At 47.8% G+C, this 20,960-nt stretch carries 14 protein-coding genes; 8 read left to right on the top strand and 6 right to left on the bottom strand.

Translation table 11 applies throughout. The features are described from left to right. Position 1: 1 nt before the first annotated feature. Both OS145_RS06320 and OS145_RS06315 read right to left on the bottom strand, forming a co-directional pair. Entirely contained in the window at positions 2-1,327 is a 1,326-nt protein-coding gene (locus OS145_RS06320; protein ID WP_006955423.1) for a glycoside-pentoside-hexuronide (GPH):cation symporter, read from the bottom strand. Further along, positions 1,321-2,712: a GH1 family beta-glucosidase gene (locus tag OS145_RS06315; RefSeq protein ID WP_006955422.1), complete on the bottom strand. Its 1,392-nt coding sequence runs from the start codon at positions 2,710-2,712 to the stop codon at positions 1,321-1,323. The genes OS145_RS06320 and OS145_RS06315 overlap by 7 nt, the downstream gene beginning before the upstream one ends. Before the next feature lie 122 nt (positions 2,713-2,834). On the opposite strand from OS145_RS06315, the gene OS145_RS06310 reads away from it, so the two are divergent. Together OS145_RS06310 and OS145_RS06305 are read left to right on the top strand one after the other, a co-directional pair. Next, positions 2,835-4,109 carry a sugar MFS transporter gene (locus OS145_RS06310; RefSeq protein WP_006955421.1) on the top strand — a complete coding sequence of 425 codons (1,275 nt, stop codon included), beginning with the start codon at positions 2,835-2,837 and terminating at the stop codon, positions 4,107-4,109. After that, positions 4,109-6,628 (top strand): glycoside hydrolase family 3 protein, encoded by a 2,520-nt coding sequence (locus OS145_RS06305; protein ID WP_006955420.1) that lies wholly within the window; start codon positions 4,109-4,111, stop codon positions 6,626-6,628. The genes OS145_RS06310 and OS145_RS06305 overlap by 1 nt, the downstream gene beginning before the upstream one ends. Positions 6,629-6,746: 118 nt before the next feature. On the opposite strand, the gene OS145_RS06300 is transcribed toward OS145_RS06305, so the two are convergent. The 4 genes from OS145_RS06300 to hexR form a co-directional block, all read right to left on the bottom strand. Continuing rightward, entirely contained in the window at positions 6,747-9,710 is a 2,964-nt protein-coding gene (locus OS145_RS06300; RefSeq protein ID WP_006955419.1) for a TonB-dependent receptor, read from the bottom strand. Between the two features lie 30 nt (positions 9,711-9,740). After that, a complete protein-coding gene (locus tag OS145_RS06295) occupies positions 9,741-12,377 on the bottom strand; it encodes a glycoside hydrolase family 16 protein (protein WP_006955418.1) in 2,637 nt (878 codons plus the stop codon). 87 nt (positions 12,378-12,464) lie between these two features. Beyond that, entirely contained in the window at positions 12,465-13,523 is a 1,059-nt protein-coding gene (gene gap / locus OS145_RS06290; RefSeq protein ID WP_006955417.1) for a type I glyceraldehyde-3-phosphate dehydrogenase, read from the bottom strand. 12 nt (positions 13,524-13,535) lie between these two features. Continuing rightward, complete coding sequence (gene hexR, locus OS145_RS06285) at positions 13,536-14,396, bottom strand: transcriptional regulator HexR (RefSeq protein ID WP_006955416.1); 861 nt, start codon at positions 14,394-14,396, stop codon at positions 13,536-13,538. A gap of 128 nt (positions 14,397-14,524) precedes the next feature. On the opposite strand from hexR, the gene zwf reads away from it, so the two are divergent. The 6 genes from zwf (at position 14,525) to OS145_RS06255 (ending at position 20,932) form a co-directional block, all read left to right on the top strand. Further along, positions 14,525-15,988 carry a glucose-6-phosphate dehydrogenase gene (gene zwf / locus OS145_RS06280; RefSeq protein ID WP_006955415.1) on the top strand — a complete coding sequence of 488 codons (1,464 nt, stop codon included), beginning with the start codon at positions 14,525-14,527 and terminating at the stop codon, positions 15,986-15,988. Next, on the top strand, positions 15,981-16,685 hold the full coding sequence (pgl, locus tag OS145_RS06275) for a 6-phosphogluconolactonase (RefSeq protein WP_006955414.1): 705 nt from the start codon (positions 15,981-15,983) through the stop codon (positions 16,683-16,685). Before zwf ends, pgl begins: the two co-directional genes overlap by 8 nt. Before the next feature lie 9 nt (positions 16,686-16,694). After that, positions 16,695-18,518, top strand: a complete 1,824-nt coding sequence (gene edd / locus OS145_RS06270) for a phosphogluconate dehydratase (RefSeq protein WP_006955413.1) — start codon at positions 16,695-16,697, stop codon at positions 18,516-18,518. After that, positions 18,519-19,535: a glucokinase gene (gene glk, locus OS145_RS06265; RefSeq protein ID WP_006955412.1), complete on the top strand. Its 1,017-nt coding sequence runs from the start codon at positions 18,519-18,521 to the stop codon at positions 19,533-19,535. It begins immediately after the preceding gene. 8 nt (positions 19,536-19,543) lie between these two features. Further along, positions 19,544-20,104, top strand: coding sequence for a bifunctional 4-hydroxy-2-oxoglutarate aldolase/2-dehydro-3-deoxy-phosphogluconate aldolase (locus OS145_RS06260; protein ID WP_006955411.1), 561 nt, complete (start codon positions 19,544-19,546; stop codon positions 20,102-20,104). 126 nt (positions 20,105-20,230) lie between these two features. Next, positions 20,231-20,932, top strand: coding sequence for a dUTPase (locus tag OS145_RS06255; RefSeq protein ID WP_006955410.1), 702 nt, complete (start codon positions 20,231-20,233; stop codon positions 20,930-20,932). Positions 20,933-20,960 lie beyond the last annotated feature (28 nt).

Raw genomic sequence — 20,960 nt, 5'->3', positions numbered from 1 at the left:
ATTATGAGTATTGCTCCAAGGCTTCTGAAATTTGTTGTACGCGTTTTTGCTTCAAGGTGTAGCGTAGCATGACCGCTGCCACCAGTAACGAAGCCAAGGCAGGCAAAATGGTAAAGGCGAGTTGAATGCCATGTTGTGCCTCTTCACTTTGAATTTGATTGGGGGTATAGCCGTAAAAAGCTAACCACCAACCACTAATGGCGCCACCTAGTGCAAGACCAAACTTAATAAAAAAGACGACCGATGAATACACCAAACCTGTGGCTCTTACGCCGGTCTTCCAATACCCGTAATCTGCAACATCTGCTATTTTTGCCCATAACATAGGCGTACCCATTTGCAGGAATAAGCCCCATAAAAAATACATGACAAAAGCGGCAACCAACTGTTCGGGACTCACCCAGAAGGCAGCAATACAAACAATAGCAGCGAGTATCTGAATACTAATGTAGGCATTGACTTTATCCATATATCGACACACATACTGGGCTAATGCGCAACCCATGATATTACCGACCATACCAGTGCTTACAAAGGCGGTCACTAGATCATCGCGCACAAGGTAATACTTAACATAGTAAACAGCGAGTGTATTTTTTAAAGCGATACCTGTCAGTACAAGCGCTGCTGCAACGGATAGTCGGCGCCATTGTTCATTCTGCCATAAGGTCCGAAGCGCCTGTCGAAACGAAAGATGTTGTTGCTTTGGTGGTCTGAGACGTTCTTTTGTACCCAAAAAGCATACAACAAAAAGTATCATTCCGAATATGCTCAACGTGACGATAGTGAGTTGATAGCCAATGACTGGACTACCATCGCCGAACCAATCGACCAGAGGCAACGTACAAGTGGTGACTAATAAGCCACCTAACATGCCAAGTACAAAGCGATACGATTGAATTGATACACGTTCCGATGGATCTTCCGTTAATACGCCACCAAGTGCGGAATAAGGAATATTGATCGCCGTGTAGGCCAACATGAGTAACGTGTACGTAATGTATGCATAAATAAGTTTACCGAAACCGTCTACTTCGGGAGTAGTAAACGCCAATACGCTGAAAACTGCAAAGGGTACTGCCATCCATACTAGGTAAGGGCGGAACTGACCGTGATGCGAGCGTGTCTTGTCGGTAAGTAAACCCATGAGTGGGTCGGTGACGGCATCGATAAGTCGCACAACGAGGAACATACTGCCCACAGCGGCGGCTGAGATACCAAAAATGTCTGTATAAAAAAAAGCCAGAAACAACATAACCGTTTGGAAAATGATGTTACTGGCTGTGTCACCTAAGCCGTAGGCTATTTTTTCGGTGCGACTTAGCATATATCCTCCACAGCGTGATGCTGTGATTGTCTAGCTAAGAAGAGTTTCTGTAAAGCTTTTGCACTGTTTTTAAATGTGCGCTGTTGTGTATTGTAGTCGACATAGATAATCCCAAAGCGTTGTGTATAGCCCTCTGCCCACTCAAAGTTGTCCATCAGGCTCCAGGCAAAATAGCCCCTTATATCCACACCGTGATTAATTGCGTCGTGAACCGCCAATAAATGGCTCTGAAAATAATCGATACGCATCACATCGTCAACTTCACCTTTATTACAGCTGTCGGCGGTCGCAATACCGTTCTCGGTAATGTAAATCGGTGGTAGGTTGTCATATTGGCGATCCAGTGTGAGCAAAATTTCAGTCAGCCCCTTCGCATAAACTTCCCAACCCATGGTGGTTAACCCGTCGCCCGATGCCGGCACATCACTGAAACCATGTTGTTGGTTGGCCTTAAATACGGTTCGGGTATAGTAGTTTACACCGAGAAAGTCGAGTGGCTGATTGATGATCGCCATATCGCCGGCATTTATTTGCGGACGATCCGTAACAGCCAATTGCTCAATAACATCGGGATAAGTACCGCTAAGCATTGGTTGTAGATACCATAAATTGTGGTACTGATGAGCAAATTCAGCGGCGTCGCGATCGGCTTGCTGCGAAGTCAGCGGATGACACGGGCTAAAATTAAGTACCACGCCTAACGCCGGCGCTTTACCATCAGCGAAGCTGTCGCGCAGGGCTTGTAATGCTAAACCATGTGCTAAAAGCAAATGGTGAGCAGCTTGACGTCCTTGTTTGCGACGTGAAGCATCACCTGCTTGAGGTCCTGGAGCATGAATACCTGCCTCATAACCTAAATATGCACTACAGAAAGGCTCGTTCAGTGTTGCAATACTTGATACTTGGTGACCGAGTGCATCGGCTATCACACGCGCGTAATCAGCGAAACGATAGGCAGTTGCGCGATTTAACCATCCTCCTTGATCCTCCAAATACTGAGGTAGATCCCAGTGGTATAGCGTTATGTGAGATTGGATTCCGCGCTCCGCGAGTGCCTCAACGAGCTTGATATAAAAGTTTAAACCGCTTCGATTAATTTCACCATTGGCTTTGATTACACGCCCCCATGCGATGGAAAAGCGATATGCATCAACACCCAGCTCGCTAATTAGTTCAACATCTTCTTGCCAACGGTGAATGTGATCGCAAGCCACGTTGCCGTTACTGCCATCTTTTATCGCGTTCGGTTGCTGACAAAAGCTGTCCCAGATACAGGGTTCGCGGCCAGCAATATCGCCCTCAATTTGAAATGATGATGTAGCAACACCAAACGTGAAACTCGGATGGTTTAGTCGTGACTGATAAGGTAGCGTTATTTTTTTCATAAGAGTTCGCTCGCCAGGCAGGTTTTAATTGCCTTTGAATTAAATTATGCTATACATGAAAGCGCTTACATAATATTAGATGGTCTGATGGCTATCGTCAAAAAATAAAGCAAGAGGGAATTATGACAACTCCACAAACCTCAGCGTTACACGGGAGTGAACAACCGACCAATTATCGGTTTGCTCTGACCGCGCTCACATCACTATTTTTTATCTGGGGCTTTATTACCTGCCTCAATGACATTCTTATTCCATATTTGCGTTTGTTATTCGATTTAAATTACGCGCAGTCTATGTTGATCCAATTCTGTTTTTTTGGTGCTTACTTCATCATTTCAGTACCGGCAGGGTTGATGGTGGGTCGAATCGGATATAAGTCTGGGATTATCGTTGGCCTACTAACCGCGGGGGCAGGTTGTGTGCTGTTTTATCCCGCTGCACAGCTAGAAGTTTACGGTTTATTTTTAGGTGCCTTATTTATTTTGGCATCCGGGGTTACGATTCTACAAGTCGCAGCGAATCCCTATGTCACACGGTTAGGTCCAGAAAAGACCTCATCCAGCCGCCTAACGATGACACAAGCTTTTAACTCTTTGGGCACAACGGTAGCGCCGTTCTTTGGCACTTGGCTTATTTTTGGTGGTGTAGCCGATCCCGAGGTATCCGGTGTGTCAAAGGATACCGTTTCGTTACCTTACTTTATCTTAGCGGCAACACTCGTCATCATGGCGTTGATTTTCGTTCGGTTGAAGCTCCCCGCGATGGGCAAAGTCGACCAAGCGGCACCACTTCCAACGGGAGGCGGTGCATGGGGTCAAAAGCACCTGGTATTAGGAGCGCTGGGGATTTTTGTCTATGTCGGCGCAGAAGTTGGTATTGGCAGTTTTCTAGCGATTTACTTGTCACAAGACCACATTGGCGGAATGACGACATCGCAAGCCTCTCATTATATATCTTGGTATTTTGGCGGTGCTATGGTTGGACGTTTCATCGGAGCCGCCGTCATGCAACGTTTTGCTGGCAATCGAGTGCTATTGTTTAACGCAACATGTGCGATATTGCTTGTTCTTACTACCATCTTGAGTTCAGGTGCCATCGCAATGTGGTCGATTCTATTTGTTGGATTGTGCAACTCAATTATGTTCCCAACGATTTTCAGTCTTGCATTACAAGGCTTGAAAGAAAGCACGGGTCAAGGCTCTGGCATCTTGTGTTTAGCTATTGTCGGTGGCGCGGTGTTGCCACTATGTCAAGGAGCGTTGGCTGATGTGGTAGGCGTGCAAACAGCCTTTATTGTGCCCCTTATGTGTTATGCCTACATCGCATACTACGGTCTCGCTGGCTATGTACCCCGTGCCTTTAAAAAAGCAAAGCAAACAGCTGAGGTGGCAGAATAATGAGACAAAAAAAATGGCTATTGGCTGCGTTACCCGCAGCCATTCTTTCGGCCTGTACGGCAGACACAACCGCACCTATGAGTGAGGACTCAGTTTGGCCACAGTTGGATATTCCTGTTGCTCAAAAGCCAGCAATGGAACAACGTATTGATACATTACTCGCCGAGATGACGCTCGAGCAAAAAGTCGCACAGATGATCCAGCCTGAAATTCGTGACATTACGGTTGAAGATATGCGTCGTTACGGTTTTGGTAGCTACCTAAACGGTGGTGGTGCTTTCCCAAATAACGATAAATATGCCACACCGCAGGATTGGATTGCTCTTGCAGAGTCAATGTACCAAGCTTCTGTTGATGATAGTGTCGATGGTATTGATATTCCTACGATGTGGGGTACCGATGCGGTGCACGGTCATAACAATGTATTGGGTGCGACCATCTTCCCGCATAATATTGGTCTAGGAGCCGCACGCAACCCGGCGCTTATCGAAGCTATCGCTGAAGTAACGGCGACCGAAGTGATGGTTACCGGGATAGACTGGGTGTTTGCGCCGACTGTTGCGGTGGCACGCGATGTGCGCTGGGGACGCACCTACGAGAGCTACTCTGAGGATCCCGCGGTAGTGCGCGATTATGCAGCCTCAATTGTGCGCGGATTGCAAGGCCATGTGGATGGCGACTTTCTTTCAGAAAAGAATGTCATTAGCACGGTAAAGCACTTTATTGGTGATGGTGGTACGACCGACGGTATCGACCAAGGTAATACAGAAGTCGATGAGCAAACCTTATTTGATATCCATGCTCAAGGCTATGTGGGAGGCCTCGAGGCTGGCGCACAAACGGTGATGGCAAGCTTCAACCGGTGGAATGGTGATAAGATTCACGGTAGTAAATACCTGCTGACTGATGTCTTAAAAGAAAAAATGGGCTTTGATGGTTTTGTCGTGGGTGACTGGAACGGTCATGGACAAATTGAAGGCTGCACCAATGATAATTGCCCACAAGCAGCGAACGCAGGGCTTGATGTCTATATGGTGCCAACCCAAGCTTGGAAACCGCTATACGAAAACCTCATTGCACAGGTAAAAGATGGCACTATTGCAGAATCTCGTATTGATGACGCAGTGCGCCGAATTTTGCGTGTAAAAATGCGTGCTGGGCTATTTGATAAGCCGTCACCCGCGAATCGTCCATTGTCGGGTAAAACCGAACTCATTGGTGCTGAAGAACACCGCGCAATTGCTCGTCAAGCCGTGCGAGAGTCTTTGGTGCTACTGAAGAACAACAACAACGTGTTACCGATAAAGCCGAACCAACGTGTGTTGGTTGCTGGACCGGCAGCCGATAACATTGGTCAACAGTCCGGTGGCTGGACGATAAGCTGGCAGGGTACCGGGAATAGCAATGAAGACTTCCCAGGTGGCACGTCGATCTACGATGGCATCGCTGATGCTGTAAAACAAGCCGGCGGCGAAACTGAGCTTGCTGTTAATGGTGAGTATCAAGAAAAACCTGATGTTGCAGTGGTCGTTTATGGTGAAACACCTTACGCCGAAGGTAATGGCGATATTGATAATGTAGATTATCAACGCGGCAATGCGGTCGATCTTGAACTGTTAAAACGACTTAAAGAGAAGGGTATTCCTGTTGTTTCGGTGTTTATCAGTGGTCGACCTATGTATGTGAACCCGGAGCTCAATGCTTCTGATGCCTTTGTAGCGGCTTGGTTACCAGGTAGCGAGGGCGCAGGCGTTGCGGATGTACTTGTGACAGATGCAGAAGGACAGACACGTTTCCCAATCTCTGGTCAATTGCCTTTTTCTTGGCCGAAGACGCCAACTCAGGGACGCTTAAACGCAGATGAGGCCAATTACGATCCACTATTTAAACTCGGCTATGGTTTGAGTTTTGACGATAATGTAACCCTTGATACGTTAAACACCGACTTTGCGACTGGCGACCAACCGTTAGAAATGGCGATCTTTGAGCGCTCGCCACAAGCGCCTTGGCGCTTGATGATAGGCAATAGCGCAAAGCGTATTGAAGTGACAAGCAGCATCCAGTCACTGAATGGCGTAAAAGCTGAAACTTTTGATGATCAAGTTCAAGAGGATGCCCGACGCTTTATGTTTGAAGGCGAGGGTGCAAACTACTTTAGTTTTGTAAGTCCTTTTCCACGAGATTTGCGGGCGTATAGTGTCGAGGATGGCGTGTTGAGTGTGACGGTTAAAGCGAGTCCAGATAAGCCGCTGACATTGTCACTGAACTGCGGACCTGATGCCTGTGAGTTTAGTCAGAATATTGAAGCGTATCTAAATGAAGACTCAGCGCAACAATGGACCACGTTAAACTTCTCGGTTCAATGCTTGGAACAAGCCGGCGTAGACACGGCGAGTACGGGTGAAGTACTGCGTCTGGGAAGCTCTGCGGATAGCCATGTCAGTATTCGCGATGCGCGCTTGCAAGTCACCAAAGCCATAAACGATGAAGTGCTATGTTTGTCGGAAGACGATAATTAGTTCGCTCACCAATCGCTGATAAGGCAAAAGCAAAGGCCAGCTAATAACTTAGCTGGCCTTTTTAATGGGTGTTGCTTGTTGGTCCAGGGAAGACAACAAGCAACTGAGTTACGCAAACTTAGAAGGTGTAACGTGCACCGACTGCGTAACGTGGACCGTATTGACGTGCGAACAGGAACTGCTCTTCGTAGCGTCCGTAACCTTCTTCGGTTTCGTTGTTGAGGTTAATACCTTCAAAGAATACCGTTAGCTTTTCAGTCACGTCATAGTTAACACTTAAGTCCCACTGTCCATAAGACTTAGCGAACTGTGGTGGCGCATCAGAAGAGCCCTGTGCCTGACCAACACCAATCAGGTAGCTATCACGCCACGCGTATGTAGCGCGGATAGACCAACCATCTTTCTCGTAGAATGCTTGGAAGTTAGCTGAGTCACTTAAGCCTGTAAGCGGTGCTTGCTGCTCAAGGCTGGTTACGTCAAAACGAACATCGCCATCGACGAACGTTGCGTTAGCAGCTAAACCAAATCCGGAACGTCCAAAGAGGTGTTGCGCCGCAATTTCGAAACCGTCGACGCTCTTACTATCGGTGTTGCTTGGGCGACTGATGCTCCAAACAATTAAAGGGTCATCTGCATTTGGCTCAATAGCACCATCCGCATTACCGTAACCATTGGCTATCATTTGCTCAAAAATCGCCGTGCTGGTGGCTTGCTCACCGCGCGCTTCAACATCAGCGACAGCTTGCTGATAGCGAGGCCCTTCAAAGATGTCACGCAAACCTTCTACCGTCGTTTCGGTGATGGTGGTTTGAACAAAGTTATCAACATCCTTCTTAAAGTAACCAACCGATGCATAGCTACCTTCGCCATAATAATATTCAATGGCTAAGTCGAGGTTGGTTGACTCAAATGGCAACAGGTTAGGGTTACCTGAGCTACCTGTGCGAGCACCCGGTTTTGGACTTGCTGATAAACTGCGACCACCGGCTAATGCGCCTAATGGTGCACGAGAGATGGTTTTGCCTGTTGAGAAGCGACCAATCAATTGATCAGTAAAGTTGACCTTCAAATCGAGCATCGGCAAGAACACGTCGTGTTCACCGGTTTGCGTCAAGAAAGTCGCATCACCTTCTTCATACTGCATGATCCACTCTGAAGCACTGACCCAGTTGACTTGCTGTTCAACTCGTTGACGCACTGTACTGGTAACATCCGTTGTTTCATAACGAACGCCGACATTGAGCTCGGTTGGAAACGCACCGAGCGAGAATTCCCATGATGTTTGCAAGAAGATGGCATCTGTTTTCTCACGCACGTAGCTTTGGCTATCAATACCGTCATAGTAGGCATCGGCTACAAACTCATCAGCACCCATGAGATCTTCGGTTAGATAAGCCACATGACGCGCAAGCGCTTCGTTGTAATCGTAGGTGTAATAATAGTTTTGTGCGAGGTCAGAACCGCCACCTTCAAATTCGTCTAGGAAACCACTGGTGTCATGGTATTCGAACATACCGTCTGGGAATATTTCGGCGAAACTAGGACTGAATCCGGGCCCACCGCGTAAACCACTCCAAGCTTCGTAACCGCTCATATCTTGATCGGTGCGTGAAATACCCGCTTTCACAGAGACCAGAGGAATATCCAACACCGAATTATACCAAGTACCTTCAATCTGATACTGTTTTACGTTGGATTCGCCTGGAGAGTGGATGAATTGACCAAAGTTAGAGCCAATTTCGTTGGGTGCTAGCACCGAAGTCCCATTGTTCCAAAGTACGCTCGCTTGCGGAATTTCGCCGTTGCGATAGTCGTAGAATTTGGTTTGCAACTGGTCAGAACCCATAATGATTTGACCATTTGAACCGAGACCGGGATCGGCACCGTTGTCGATGCTGTTGCTTGAGTCATGGGCATCGACCCAAAGTCTAAAGTCGGGCGTGATGTCCCATGTCAGGTTTAAACCGACGGAGTCCGCCTCGATTTCAGTGGTATCCCAGTTTGCGGTAAATGAGGCATCATTACCTGCGATATCGGCATAAACCGCTGTACCGTTCTCATCTAAGATATAGGAATTGATGTTACCACCAAATTCGTTCCAAATACCCCAGCCAAAGCCGACGCGACCCGACGTTCGGCGTGAACCGGTGTAGTCGGCAGTCAGTACCATGGTATCGGTCGGTGCAAACTGTAGCGTCACTTGACCGTTAGTACGTTCGTTTTGAACGTCGGTAAAGCCATAGTTCATATCTTTAGGAAAGAAGTGGTTGCCGATACGCTCACCATCCTCGCCGATGGGGCGAGGATCAACATAGTCCCCTTCGTCAAGGTCAGGTAAACCGACATTCGCCTGCCAACCTTGTATATTGGCGTACTGTTGGCGGAAGTCACGGCGTTGCTGGGAAACCGAGAAAGCGATACCGAACGTATCATCGGCAAACGTATTACTGTACACCGCAGCCAGTTCTGGCGTCACGCTATCGCCTTTTTCGACTGAGCTATCGTGCAGGGCTTTGCCCATGATTACGAACTTTTGTCCTGAGTGCTGGAATGGGCGAGTAGTAACAATATTTACCGTTGCTCCTAAACCACCACTGGGTGTATCAGCCCGTGCAGTTTTATACACTTCAAGTGCTGTAACTCCCTCAGACGAAAGGGCTTCCATATTGTAAGAACGACTAAAGCCAGTACCTGGCATTTGCCGGCCATTGAGGGTGATCAAGTTAAACTCTGGGCCAAAACCACGTACGGTTATTTGGCTACCTTCGCCATCATTTCGACTCACCGAGACACCGGTAATACGCTGCAGTGATTCTGCCAAGTTGGTATCTGGGAATTTACCCATTTCCTCAGCAGAAATTGCGTCGACAACACCGCTTGACTGGCGTTTAAAGTCAGTTGAGCGTGCTAAGCTACCGCGAATACCACTGACATTAATGACTTCAATGGATTCTTCTTTGGCTTTTTCTTCGTTATCTTGTCCTTGATCTTGCGCATATACAGGAAACGCCAGACCCGCGGTCAGTACGAGTGACACTGCCGTCGCAACAGGACTTATGCTAAACGTCATTGGTTTTTTCATTGTTCTATCCATTTCTGTTTGTCGTACTGCTTAGAAGTTATCGATGACTAAGTTATCGACTTGATACTCAGCACCGAGCGACTGACCCCAGGTCGGGAAAATCATAATGGTTTTGATATCGCTAATATCTAAACCTGCGTCAAACAGTGATTGCAGGGTAAAGTTATATGTCGCCCATTCACCTGCTACTGGCTCTTCGCCGTAGTTACCGCTGGCCAGAGGCACTTCCACGAATATTTTGCTATCGCTCGATTCAACTTTAAATAACCACTGTGCGTCAGCACCTTCCGGCTGACTCATAACTCGCATATCAAAACTGATTGCACCGTTAGCTAACATCGCTGAAGCGTCAAAAGAAACCTCGTCCTTCGCTTGGAAGCCAAGTACCGTCTCAGGGGTACTTTGAATGACGAACTCAGTGACTTGTCCATGGTCATCGCCACTATCGACGACACCAGGTTTGGAACCGGCACAGCAATCAAACAGGTTCCAGTCCTCATTCAAGGACTCTTCAAATATCGCCAAACCTTCTTGCCCAGCACTAGGATTATAAATGCGTGCCTCATCAACACGATAGACAGCGCCTTCACCGGTGTCCCAAGCTGGGTACATCATGACAACGTCAATGGCTGAGAGGTCAAAACCTTGATTGGCGAGTTCTTGCAAACTAAAGGTATAAGTTTGCCATTCACCCACGACCGGCTCTGCGCCACCACTACCCTCAGTAAGGTCAAGTTCAAGTGCTGATTTCGCGTTGTTGGATTCAATTTTGAATTTCCAAACAGAGTCAGGATTAGAGGGTGACTCGACGACTTTTAAATCGAACTGAACCACACCTTCGACCATTAGGGCGCTCGCATCAAACTTGATACCTGAATCTTCGGGTGGCTTAAAGCCCAATACTGCGGGTTCAGCGCCAACAGAAAACTCCGCGACATTGCCACGTTCTTCATCAGTAACAACAACGGGTGTCGTACCGCCACAACAATCCCACATGGGCCAGTCAGGGTTTTCGCTGTCACCGAATAAAACCAGTTCAGGCGATGCCGCTTCTGGTGATACGATCTCGGCGTTAGTAACGAGATATTCAGCACCATTACCCATATCCCATGTCGGGAAGATCATTAACACATCGATTGCTGAGGCTTCTTTTAAGCCGGCGTCGACCAATGCTTTAATTGGGAAGGTATAAGTTTGCCATTCGCCGACTGTTGGAGCGACACCTTCTTCGCTCGCAGTTAGCGGCAGCTGTCCTGCGTATTGACCGTCGTTGTTTTCAACCTTGAACAGCCATTCTGCGCTGCCGTTACTGGGTGGCGTTACCACTTTTAAGTCAAAGGTGAAATAGCCTGAATCGATGATTTGTGAAGCATCGTAAGGTTGTGGCGAAATGGTTTCGTCTTCAATAAACGCTTCGCGACTTACAAAGCCATTTACAGTCGGTGTTTCGTTGACCACAAACTTGTAAACATCACCTTTGTCGGCATCACTGACCAATTCGGGTGTTGAACCACCACAGCAATCCCATGCAGGCCATGCTGGATTAGGCGTGCCGTCAAAAATGGTTAACGTGTCGGGGATAGTTGTACTTGGAGGTACTGGAATAGGGGCTTTACCTGTGACAAGGGTTTCTTCGTCTTTATAACCTGCACGAACGGTTTCACAACCTTTACCCGTATCCGGATTTTGTGAGCATTGGAATACGCGAATATAGTCGATTTCTAATGTTTGACCTTCTGCGAAAGCGCTTTCATCTATGCCCGTGTTATTCGTATTTTCTGGCCAGTCTCCGCCGACAGCGAGATTCATGATGAGGTAAAAACGTTGGTCAAATGGCTCAGGACCATAGGCAACTTCTAGCTCACCTGTACTCTGATTATAAAACTCGGTATACCAACCTTGATGATTCAAACCAATGGCTTCACCTTTGCTGTTATAGCGAACCGTGGACTCCATTTGAGTTGCATACAGATAATCGTCTACGTACCAACGAATTTCGCCTTCTTGCCATTCGATAGCATAGGTGTGGAAAGCATCTGCTGGATTACCTTCTACAGCGTATGACTTACCCGAAGAATCGTTATCAGGCCATTCGCTACCATAGTGAAGGGTACCGTGGACATTGTTCTCAACGTTACCTTCTTCGTCGGTCGTTTTGAGGTTAACGGCTTCGACAATATCGATTTCGCCAGATTTCGGCCAAGTACCATAGACTGAATCGGTTGGCATCATCCAGACTGCGGGCCAACTACCTTGCCCGGACGGCATTTTTGCACGTACTTCGATACGGCCGTACTTGAAGTCACCTTTCATTTTGCTGTTTAAACGTGCTGATGTATATGGTTTCTCAGCACCTTCTCCAGCGGGCAGGGCAACTATTTTCAAAGTATCGTCGGAAACATACGCATTGTCAGGACTGTCGGTGTAGCATTGTTGCTCATTATTGCCGCCACCTTGGCAGTTGACTTCAAAGTTCCATTTACGTTCGTCAATACTGTTACCGTCGAACTCGTCACTCCAAACAAGTTCCCAGTCCTCAACGGGAGCAGTAGTATCAATTTGGGTGTAGTCAGTGTTGGTTTCGACACTGTCGCCACCACACCCCACTAAGCCGAGCGCTACGAGCGCTGCAGCAATAGGGCGTATTTTTGTTGTTATCGGGTTCATAATTGAATTCCTGATTCATCGTTCTTGTTGTACGGCTGCGTATAAAATGTAAGCGCTTTCACAAATTAGAACAAAAAATTAACAACGTCAATGTGTGGTATTAACTTCTTGTTTAGAATTTGTGACAACCTTTTTGGACGCCGCATTCATCAGAGCTATTGTATTATCAAGCATACGATTACTAAAGCCCCATTCATTGTCGTACCACGCCATCACTTTAACTAATCGTCCATTGACCCGAGTTTGGCGCGCATCAAAAATACTCGAATGATCATTATGATTGTAGTCAGAGGAAACCAAAGGTAACTCGTTGATCGCCAAGACCTGGCTCATAGGCGCTTGGTTTGTAGCGGCTTTAACGATAGCGTTCACCTCTTCTACGGTTGTATCACGTGCTGCGATAAAGTTGAGGTCCACTAAAGACACATTCGGGGTCGGGACACGCACAGCCAAACCATCAAAACGACCCTGTAACTCGGGAATAACGAGTCCAACCGCGGCAGCTGCGCCTGTTTTTGATGGAATCATGTTTTGTGCAGCTGCTCGGGCACGTTGTAAGTCGCTGTGATAGGAGTCAGTTAAGCGCTGATCGTTAGTGTATGCATGCACGGTGGTCATCAAACCGGACTCAATACCCAGGGATTCGTGCAGTATTTTCGCCACCGGTGCTAAACAGTTAGTTGTGCAGGAGGCGTTCGAAATAATATCCATGTCTGCTGTTAGTATTTCATCATTAACACCGAACACGACGGTCGCATCAACGTTTTTGCCTGGTGCAGAGATAATTACTTTTTTTGCGCCAGCATCAATGTGTGCTTTGGCTTTATCGCGTTCCGTGAATAAGCCTGTACATTCTAGTACAACATCAATGTTTAGTGCCTGCCAGGGTAGCTGGCTCGGATCACGCTCAGCGTAAACACTTACAGTATGGTTATCTATCGACAAGCTATCGATGCCAGCTTCCACTTGTGCAGCAAATCGACCGTGAACCGTGTCAAATTGAAGCAGATGTGCAAGTACATCGGGTGAGCCAAGGTCGTTAATCGCGACGAGCTCGATATGGTCAGTCAGACCTCGTTCATAAAGAGCGCGTACAATATTTTTTCCGATTCGTCCAAAACCATTAATTGCTATACGAATGGGCATAACTACTCCTAACTATTCTTTTGTTGTGGTTTGTTTGCTGTAACGGGAGCCCTTGAGACCCTCTTTTACACGCGCGAGTTTTTCTCTAAATTTAGGGCCTCGTTGCAATGTGTAACCGGCAATGATCGCGTCAATTAGTACCAACTGAGCGATACGAGAGGCCATTGGCATATATTGGTCGGTATCTTCGGGCACGTTTGTCGACACAGTAAATTGACAGTTTTCGGATAGTGGGCTATTCGGTGCCGTTATACCGATGACCGTTGCCTTGTTGTTGTGTGCTATGGCAGCTATTTCACAGAGTGCCTTGGTGCGGCCCGTGTGGCTTATGCAAACAAGGACGTCATTAGGTTCGCTATTAATAGCCCACATACGTTGGACCAGTGGATCATCTGAAAACACCGATGGCGTATCAAATCGGGCAAATTTGTTCTGTGCGTCGTGGGCGACAGAGGCGGACGCACCGAAACCAAAAAATGCGATTTTTCGAGCACTCACCATGGCTTCAACGGTGGCAGCAATAGGGCGGCTATCCAGCGACTGCCGCGCAATACTCAACGCATTTAATGTTGAGTCAAAAATTTTCTGTGTGATTTGATCAACATTGTCGTTCTCTTCGATATCGCGGTTCACGTACGGCGTACCTTGCGCCAGACTTTGTGCTAGCTGTAACTTAAAGTCAGGATAGCCTTTGCATCCCAAGCGACGACAAAATCGATTGACGGTCGGTTCGCTGACACCCGCCAGAGCCGCCAAACTGGCAATGCTTCGGTGGATGGCTTGCTCGGGCTCATGCAAAATCAGCGCAGCCACTTTGCGTTCAGACTTGCTGAACTGACTCTGCTCTGACGAGATACGGTTAATCAAATCCATATGTTTTACGACTCATTATGTAATTTAGTTACGAAATTATTTGTTATATTGACAAAGTTATCACCCTTAAACTAGTCTAAATGTAGTAAAGTTACAAAAACAAGCAACTAAAATTAATCGAGGCATGCATGACAGACAGTTTGCAACGCAGTGATTTAGTGTTATTCGGGGTGCTGGGTGACCTGTCACGGCGCAAATTAATTCCTGCGCTTTTTCAATTAGATCGCAGTGGGTTATTGCATCAAGAGAGTAAAATTATTGGTGTCGCCAGAGAGGAATTAAGTGCCAGCCAGTTTGAAGAGCGCGTTAAGGATACGCTGCAAACGTTTGTGTCTAACGATGAGTTAGTTGACGATGTATTGGCACGTTTTTGTAAGCGCTTTCATTATGTTGAAATGGATTTTTCTCAAGATGAAGCTTACCAAGCACTCAAAGCCTCGACCTCCGATGAGGTCGATCGCGTGTTTTATCTCGCTACGCCACCTAGTCTGTATGCCACTATTTGCGCCGGCTTAAGCCGCCAGTCACTGATTCATGACAGTACGCGGGTTATTCTGGAAAAACCTATCGGTCACAATTTAGCTTCTTCACAAACGATTAACCAAGCGGTGGCGCAGTACTTTCAAGAGAGTCAAATCTATCGAATCGACCATTACCTCGGTAAAGAAACCGTATTAAATTTGCTCGCGCTACGTTTTGCCAATGCACTATTTGCTTCCAACTGGGACAACTCGGCTATTGACCATATTCAGATTACGGCTGCCGAGAAAGTGGGTGTCGAAGGGCGTTGGAGCTATTACGATGACGCGGGTCAGTTACGTGATATGGTGCAGAATCATCTACTGCAAGTGCTCTCGCTCATTGCAATGGAGCCACCCTCTCGGCTTGATGCAGAGAGTATTCGTGAGGAGAAGTTAAAGGTTTTGAAAGCTCTACGACCGATTGATACGTCAAACTGCAAAGATGTTTCGGTACGAGGTCAGTATCAAGGTGGTTTTATCGGTGAGCAAAAAGTACCGGGTTATTTGCAGGAAGAGGGCGCTCGCGAGAATAGCGATACAGAAACTTTTGTCGCCCTAAAAGTCAATATTGATAACTGGCGTTGGTCAGGTGTTCCATTCTATTTGCGTACAGGCAAGCGCATGCCAGAAAAACGCAGTGAAGTCGTCATTACATTTAAGAAGCAGCCTCACAACATCTTTAGCGATACAACCGCAGATTTACAGCCAAACAAATTGGTTATTCGCCTCCAACCCGACGAAGGTGTGGAAGTGCAAATGTTGAATAAAATCCCGGGTCTTGGCAAACAAATGCACCTAAAGGCGACCACACTGGATTTAAGTTTTGATGAAACGTTCGAGAAAAAGCGTATTGCCGATGCCTATGAGCGGCTCATGCTCGAGGCAATGCAGGGTAACCAATACTTATTTGTGCACCGTGACGAGGTCGAGTATGCGTGGCGTTGGGTCGATGGCATTCTCGCGGCATGGGAACAAAACGAGCAACCGCCAAAACCTTATCACGCAGGCACCTGGGGACCTGTATCCGCCGTTTCTTTATTAGCGCATGACGGAAGGCAGTGGGATGAATAAAATAGAGGGAATCAACGTGAATACTTTTGATAGTAACCAAGCATTATCGAGTTCATTAAGCGATCGTATCGCAGAAATTCTTGCGTGCGCCATCGAACAAAAGGGCGAAGCGACCTTAGTGGTATCCGGTGGACGCACACCGAAACCTTTATTTTCTGAGCTTAATGAACAGTCTATTGATTGGTCAAAGGTTACTATATTGTTAGCTGATGAACGCTGGGTGTTACCCGATTCAGACGACAGCAACGATAAGCTGATAAAAACTTGTTTATTGAAGAATAAAGCGGCTGCTGCTAAGTACGTCAGTCTTTTTACAGGTCATGAACATGCTGAAAATGCTGCTAAAGCATTAGAAACCAGAATAGCGAGTTTACCCACATTTGACGTGGTCGTGTTGGGCATGGGTAACGACGGGCATACCGCTTCACTCTTTCCATGTTGCGAGCAACTTGAAGCTGGGTTAACTCAGCCGCAGGCACTGATTGCGACGCAGCCAATAACGGCACCTTATACACGACTGAGTTTAACCAAACAGCGCCTGTTGAACAGTCATAATGTGTTTTTCCACATTACGGGCGATGATAAATGGTCGGTATTGCAAACAGCGCTCGAGCAACCTGATCCGAAAAAATATCCGATTAGTGATTTTGTTCACGCGGGAACAACACCTATTAATGTTTACTATTCAGCCGCGTAAGAGGTGCTTATGAATCCGGTAGTAGAACGCGTAACGCAGCGTATTGAAGCGCGCAGCGAAGCAACACGTCACGCATATCAGGAGCGCATGAAACATGCGCGGCGCAAAGGTCCGCATCGTAGCGCTTTGTCATGCGGTAATTTAGCGCATGGATTTGCTGCTTGTGGGCAATCGGACAAAAGTGAGCTGCGCAGCTTGACGAAAGCTAATATTGGTATCGTGACAGCGTATAACGATATGCTATCAGCTCACCAGCCTTACCATGATTATCCGGAAAAGCTAAAAAAGGCGATTCGTGATGTTGGCAGTGTCGCACAAGTCGCCGGCGGTGTGCCCGCTATGTGTGACGGGGTTACGCAAGGACAACCGGGCATGGAGTTGAGCCTACTGAGTCGCGACGTCATTGCCATGGCAACCGCAGTGAGTTTGTCACACAACATGTTTGATGGCGGCTTGATGCTTGGCATTTGCGATAAGATCGTACCCGGTCTTTTGATCGCTGCATTGAGCTTTGGTCATATGCCATTTATTTTCGTACCTGCCGGTCCCATGCCGTCGGGTATTTCTAATAAAGAAAAGGCGCGTATCCGCGAGCTTTATGCGGAAGGTAAAGTTGATAAGGAACAGTTACTTGACGCTGAATCTGCATCTTATCACTCGGCGGGAACGTGCACGTTTTACGGCACCGCCAACTCGAATCAGCTGGTCATTGAGATGATGGGGTTGCACCTGCCCGGTGCTTCGTTCGTGAATCCTGGCAGTGAACTGCGTGAGCAATTGACTCGTGCCGCTGCGCAGCACGTCACGCGTATCACCGATCTGGGAGCCGATTATCGGCCTATCGGCGAAATTGTGACGGCTAAGACTATCGTAAACGGGATCATTGGTCTGTTGGCAACAGGCGGCTCGACCAATCACACCATGCACCTTGTAGCGGTAGCAAAAGCCGCAGGTTATCAAGTCGATTGGAATGATTTCGCTGAGTTATCATCCGTTACGCCGTTATTGACACGAATATATCCTAATGGACAAGCGGATATTAATCACTTTCAACGCGCCGGCGGTATGCCGTTCTTAATTCGTGAACTATTGCGAGCCGGTTTATTACATAACGACGTTGAGACGGTTGTCGGCCACGGGCTCGACAAATATCAGCAGCGCCCAACGCTCACCGAAGAAGGGCAGCTGACCTGGGTCGATATTGCTGAAGAATCGCTCGACGAAGACGTTTTACGACCGCACACCCAAGCATTCAATAAGCATGGAGGCTTAGAGGTCCTGTCTGGTAACTTGGGCCGTGCGGTCATCAAAACATCCTCTCTACCTGAGGGCATCAAACCGATCACTGCACCGGCAGCGGTGTTTACCAGCCAGCATGAACTGGTTGATGCATTCAAAGCGGATAAGCTCAACAAAGATTGTGTAGTCGTTGTGCGTTATCAAGGACCCAAAGCCAACGGTATGCCTGAGCTGCATAAGCTAACGCCATCACTGAGTGTTCTACAAAAGCGCGGTTACCACGTGGCTTTAGTCACGGATGGGCGTATGTCAGGCGCATCAGGGACAGTGCCTGCGGCTATCCACGTAACGCCCGAAGCGGTCGATGGAGGGGTGATCGCGAAGATCAAGGATGGTGACTTGGTTAGCGTTGACTTTGAAAATGCCCGTTTAAAGGTGCTTGTTGACGAGAATGAACTCAATGCGCGTGATATAGTCGCGCCAGATTTATCAGAATATCAATTTGGCATGGGACGAGAGTTGTTTGGCAACTTTCGAGCTAATTTGAGTGGCGCTGAGTCAGGCGCATCCGTGCTCTTTAGGGAAGATCAGTAAATGGTAAATGACTCACAACTCGACCTAAGCACGGAATTTGCCGTGGTCGCAGATATTGGTGGTACCAATGCGCGTTTCGGTCGTATCAACTTAAAAACCTTTGAACTCGATCGCATACAAGTGTTTCCTTGTGCGGATTATTTGAATCTAACTGATGCGCTCATTGCTTATCGTGAGCAACAAGACGTTGCGTTAGAACATGTAGCGATTGCCATTGCTTGTCCGGCAGAGGGTGACTCGATTCAAATGACTAACCACCACTGGCAGTTTTCCGTGCGTGGTACGCGTGAAGCACTGGGATTAACCAGTTTTATCGTATTAAACGATTTTGCGGCCGCTGCGATGAGCTTGCTGACACTCGATAAAAGCGAGATGAAGAAAATCGGCGGCGGTAAAAAGGTGGAAACGGCTCCCTGTGCTGTACTTGGCGCAGGTACCGGTCTCGGTGTAGGACATTTGGTGCACATGCCTAACGGTGATGTAATGCCGTTGCCGGGTGAGGGCGGGCATGCCGATTGGGCACCACTTAATGACAAGGAGTGGGCGATTCACGAATTTCTGGCACGTCGTTTTGATGGTCGGGTATCAGCAGAACGTCTTCTTTCCGGCCCCGGCATTGAAAACCTTTATCAAGCCATTGCGCACTACCACGACAGAGCAGTACCGCCGTTGCGCGCGAAGACAATTGGAGCGCGCGCTTTAACTAACTGCGATGCGATAGCGACAGAGACCGTCAATCAGTTTTTTGCCAGCCTGGGTAGTTTTGCGGGCAACCTTGCGCTCACGCTTAACACTCGCGGCGGTGTGTATATCGCAGGAGGCGTGGTACCCAAACTATTGCCACTCATGGCCGCTTCCGAATTTAGAACACGATTTGAACAAAAAGGTCGTTTCTGTAATTTAGCCGAGTCGATTCCCTGTTATGTGATAACCGCCGAACATGCTGGCATGCGCGGCGTGGCACAGTACTTAAAACAAACATTGCGTAAAGCACCAGCGACAGCTGATATCGATTGAGGACTCTAATGAACTATTCTGCTAACGATATTCTTAATGCGTCAAGCGTTATTCCAGTCATTGTCATTGATGACATTCAACAGGCTGTGCCGCTCGGGAGAACACTTTGTAAGCAAGGCTTTAAAGTGTTGGAAGTGACCTTAAGGACGACCGCTGCGTTGCACGCGATTGAGGAAATGCGCCGCGAGCTACCCGATGCTATTGTTGGCGCGGGTACCGTCACAAACATCACTCAGCTTACCCAAGTGCAAACGGCCGGCGCACAATTTGCGATAAGTCCAGGTGCCACGCCCGCTTTATTAGAGGCAGGCAAGGGCGCTGATATTCCATTGATTCCCGGCATTGCAACCGTATCTGAATTAATGATGGGGATCGAGTACGGCTATGATCGGTTTAAGTTGTTTCCGGCTGAAGCCGTTGGCGGCGTAAAATTATTGAAATCGATTCATGGACCGTTCCCTGACATTCGCTTTTGCCCCACAGGCGGTATCAACGAGAGCAACTACCAAGACTACCTCGCGTTACCTAACGTAAGTTGCGTGGGTGGCTCATGGATCATGCCTAAGTAATGTTGCAACTGGGTTATCTGTATTCCAGGTAACCCACATCTATTGACCCTTCCTATTGCATGGGCAACCTACGAACCGCTACTATACGGTACGCTTTTGCCCTATTCGTCAACCAAGGACGCATTCATGCCCGCCGATACTCAATTAACGGTCAAACAAGCCCAACAAATTGCTAAGTTACAGACTCAATTTAATCAGGGCCTCGATGCACACTGGCCGATAGCGCCAAAACTGGTCCGTGATGATTTCGCGGCTGTCATTGTCGAGCTTGGTGAACGCTATGAACACCTTGGCTACAAGTGGTGGAAAAAGCAAACCGTCGACCACGCCCAAGCCAATATGGAGTTGATCGATGTGCTGCACTTCGCGGTGTCTGACGTTATCGAAATTTTGGTAGAAGATGACAGTGCCAGTCCCGTTGAGACAGCCGCACTTAAGCTCGCTGAAGCGAGTATTCGCGCCCATGCTGATGAAGCTCGAGACGCCCGGTGGTTGTTGCGTCATACTGCGTTAGAAGGACGCCCAGACTTAAACCGTCCGTTGTGCTTTGGTGATGAATCATTGACGCAACTATTTAGCATGTTATATCAAGCCTACGGTACTGCAGAAGCGGTTTATATCAGTTACGTAGGGAAAAATGCGCTGAATCATGTGCGCCAACAACGGGGCTATAGAGAGGGCAGTTACATTAAGATGTGGCGAGAGGAGGAGGATAACCAAGTGATGATGCGTTTGCTACTCGACAGTGCTGACATCCTGAAAAGTGACTCGCCGCTTGACGATGCAATATCTCTTTTACTCAATTACTATGACACCCATGTTGCGTAGGTCGCGCATCATACGCGATTAACCCAGC

Origin of the sequence: Idiomarina baltica OS145 (assembly GCF_000152885.1) — a bacterium.
Taxonomy (GTDB): Bacteria; Pseudomonadota; Gammaproteobacteria; order Enterobacterales; family Alteromonadaceae; genus Idiomarina; species Idiomarina baltica.
The sequence above is the reverse complement of the archived record's forward strand: the minus strand, read 5'-3'. Positions and strand labels throughout refer to the sequence as shown.